This is a genomic window from Orenia metallireducens (assembly GCF_001693735.1).
In the GTDB taxonomy this organism is placed as follows: Bacteria; Bacillota; Halanaerobiia; order Halobacteroidales; family Halobacteroidaceae; genus Orenia; species Orenia metallireducens.
In genome coordinates, this window is the sequence record NZ_LWDV01000009.1 from 717,069 (window position 1) to 720,547 (window position 3,479).

General features: G+C 31.2%; 3 protein-coding genes. 1 reads left to right on the forward strand and 2 read right to left on the reverse strand.

What is annotated here, in order from left to right; genetic code table 11:
* The coding region (locus U472_RS11405) for a transposase (protein ID WP_176714164.1) at positions 1–441 on the forward strand (441 nt) is incomplete at its 5' end.
* A 41-nt stretch (positions 442–482) separates the two neighbouring features.
* Here U472_RS11405 and U472_RS11410 read toward each other — a convergent pair.
* Entirely contained in the window at positions 483–1,619 is a 1,137-nt protein-coding gene (locus U472_RS11410; protein WP_068718564.1) for a glycerate kinase, read from the reverse strand.
* A 133-nt stretch (positions 1,620–1,752) separates the two neighbouring features.
* Entirely contained in the window at positions 1,753–2,892 is a 1,140-nt protein-coding gene (locus U472_RS11415; protein ID WP_068718567.1) for a CdaR family transcriptional regulator, read from the reverse strand.
* Positions 2,893–3,479: the final 587 nt, after the last annotated feature.

Sequence of the window (3,479 nt, forward strand, 5' to 3'; positions counted from 1 at the left end):
AATATCATAGGTGCTACTGAAGTATTAAGAGATTTCTATTTCCTCTATGAAAAATATAAAAAAGGAACAAAAGATTCTATTTCAATCTGTGCTACAGAAATTATTTCTTTTTTAGAAAAATTATTAGAATATGACCATCAAAGAGGTATAGAAAAAACTTTTGTACTTTTAGATAATGCTAGTATTCATAGAGCAGATCTAGTAAAGAAATTTGTTCGCAAAAATAAAGATCATTTATTTCTATTATTCCAACCTCCATATTCTCCTGAACTTAACCCTCAGGAGAATATGTGGAATTGGATGAAGAAGTTTTTATCTAATAAGTCTGCTTATACATCCATTGAAGAATTATCAAACCAATTGAAGATATTTTCTGATTATACTAATAGTAACCCTGAAAAGATAAAACAACGTGCAGGTGCTAGGAATTATTTTGGATAAATTTCATTTTAGATTCACAAATCTATAATATGATCACATACTTAAAACTTTATTTTAAAGGTTTTCATTATCTGCCTACTAATCATTTGCAACCAGATTGGAGCTTTTTCCATTGCTTCTTCAAGGGGGATTAATTGCTGATTAGTACTAAAAACAGCATCTATTTCCCCCTCCACTTTCTTATCTACATTATCAACTACATTTCCAGCAATAGCTATTACAGGTATATTATATTTTTTAGCTACTCTTGCTACTCCAATTGGAGTCTTACCATTAACAGTTTGATTATCCAATTGCCCTTCTCCAGTTATGACCAGATCTACTCCTGCCAGCTTATCTACAAAATTATTAGCTTCCAAAACTATCTCGATACCACTTTTAAGTTGAGCACCAAGAAAAGCAACTAATCCCGCTCCTAGTCCTCCTGCTGCTCCTGCACCTGATATATTTTGAACATTCTTATTAAGTTCTCTGGCAACAATAGCTGCAAAATGTCGTAAGTTATTATCCAACTCTTTCACCATCTTAGAATTCGCCCCTTTTTGTGGCCCATAAATATATGCTGCTCCATTTGGACCATATAGGGGATTTGTTACATCACAGGCTACTTTAATATCTATCTCGTTTACCCTCGAATCAAATCCACTTAAGTCAATCGACTCAATTTTAGCCAACTCTCCTCCTCCAAAACCTACTTCATTACCATCCTTATCCAAAAAACTTATTCCCAATGCTTGAGCCATGCCTACTCCACCATCATTAGTTGCACTACCACCAATCCCAATAATTAACTCTTCTACCCCTTGGTCCAAAGCAGCTTTGATTAATTCTCCAGTACCATAAGTAGTTGTCTTAGTTGGATCTCTCTTATCAAGAGGAACTAAAGGTAGCCCTGATGCTGTAGCCATCTCTATTACTGCTCTCTTCCCATCTCCTAAAATCCCAAATTGGGCTTGAACTGCTTCTCCTATAGGACCTGTTACTTCTTTATAAATAAGTTTACCTTTTGTCGCATCAACAAGGGATTGAACAGTTCCTTCTCCACCATCTGCCATAGGCACCTTAATTACTTCTACCTCTGGTAGGACACTCAAAATTCCTTTTTCTATATTATCTGCCACTTCTAATGCTGTTAAATTCCCTTTAAAAGAATCTGGCGCAACTAATATCTTGTTCATCTTAATCCCTACCTTTATATTTTCATTATTTTATATCTACCACCATTATATTAGTTAATATTAATAAAAACAATGTACAAATAATTAAAAAAAATCCCTTTTTAAGGGATTTTAATGTACAAAATGCATATTTTTAATATCTATATAAATACAGATGATATGCTAGCAATAATATAAATAAACCTCTAACTTCTTTAGGGTCTATACCAGTCATCCTTTTAATATCCTTTAACTTATATAATAATGTGTTACGATGAATAGATAATTCCTCAGCTGTCTTACTTATATTCAAATTATTCTTACATAAAGCCTCTATTAACTCCCCTATGTTAGTTTCTGAGAAAATTCTTACCACATCATGATTAAATAGATTATGTAAATAGTAATTTATATGGTCTTCAGGGATAAAAGGAAGAAAATAATCATAACCTAATTGGTTAAGATAAAAAACATCTCTATTTTTTTCTTTACTATAAATCTTCTCTCCTACTTCTAAAGCATGTTTTCCTCCCTGATAAGATAAATGCAATTGATCCAATCTCTCAAAGATTTGACCAACACCTATAATAACTTCCCTCTTACATTTATTCTCTATCTCCTTTACTAGCCTCTTTACTTCTCTATTTTGTTCTTTTTGATCACTTAAGAGGGTCTTAATTAATACCAGGTCTTCTCCTTTGATTAATAAAACATCTTGATCTTCCCGATCATAAGGTTTACTACAGATCTGTTGTATTTTTTTACTGGTAGTCTCATTATTAAAAGATTTTAACCTTATAACCAAGACTATTCTAGGTAAATTAAATTTTATCTTTAATAATTTTGCTCTATCTTTTAATAATTCTAGATTACTAATATCATTACTTAGTAGTTGCTGATAAAAGTTTTCTCTTACTTTATTCTTTCTATTTATTTCTCGATATAATAGCTCCTGTTGTAGCATTAACTCTACCATATTCTTTACTATCTTACCATAACCTTCAACCTCAGCTATCTTTCCAGTAATCCCCACTACCCCTATAATCTCATTATTAAAGGTAATCGGTAGGTTAATCCCTGCTTTTACCCCTTTATACTTTTTCACTTCACCCTCTCCAACAATTATTGTTCCTTCTTCAATCACTTTAGCTGCTATCTCATGGAAGGTATCAATTCGTTTTTGGTCTCCACTAGCAATAATTATCCCATTATGATCCATAATATTGATATTCTTTCCTAAGACACTCATCGTCTTCTCTACAATCTTTCGAGCTAATTCTGAATTAAGCCTCATTAAATTTTATCTTCCTCCTTTAAAGTCTAATACTCCTTATCTTTACTGTGATATACTTAAGCTTGATATCTATATAACTTGAATTAATCATTTTCATAAAAGATATAAATTAAAATTTTTTTGATACTAGCTTTCATAAGATTAAAAACCAACTTAAGCCTTTAATAATTTTATTCTTTACTCTGTGTTCTTCCATGTAAGTCTGTGTCCAATATTCTTTTAGACTTAATTTTAAATCGTGTATTGTCAATTGTTAATTTCCTTTCACCCTTGGCTTTCATACCTGTTAATCCATAACAAAGACTTCCCGACGTACGTTGCCTTAAAAACATTTTTACAATTACCACCTTTAATATTTAAAAGATTTTATTTCCATCAACTAGCTAAAAAATAATCCTTGAGTCTGAGGAATAATACTACTCAAGGATTTAAACTTTATTTGCTTCATTGTAAAATTAAATTGAACTAAATAAAAAATTAATAAAAAATACCCATAGTGGACCAAACTGTAATATAATTAAATCACCACAAAATAACTAATTACAGGAAGGTGCACACTATGGACTACTTAAATGATACACCAAAAT

Excerpts from the sequence above, each read along its gene's own strand:
- U472_RS11410 (WP_068718564.1), bottom strand. The coding sequence starts at position 1,619 with ATGAACAAGATATTAGTTGCGCCAGATTCTTTTAAAGGGAATTTAACA.
- U472_RS11415 (WP_068718567.1), bottom strand. The coding sequence starts at position 2,892 with ATGAGGCTTAATTCAGAATTAGCTCGAAAGATTGTAGAGAAGACGATG.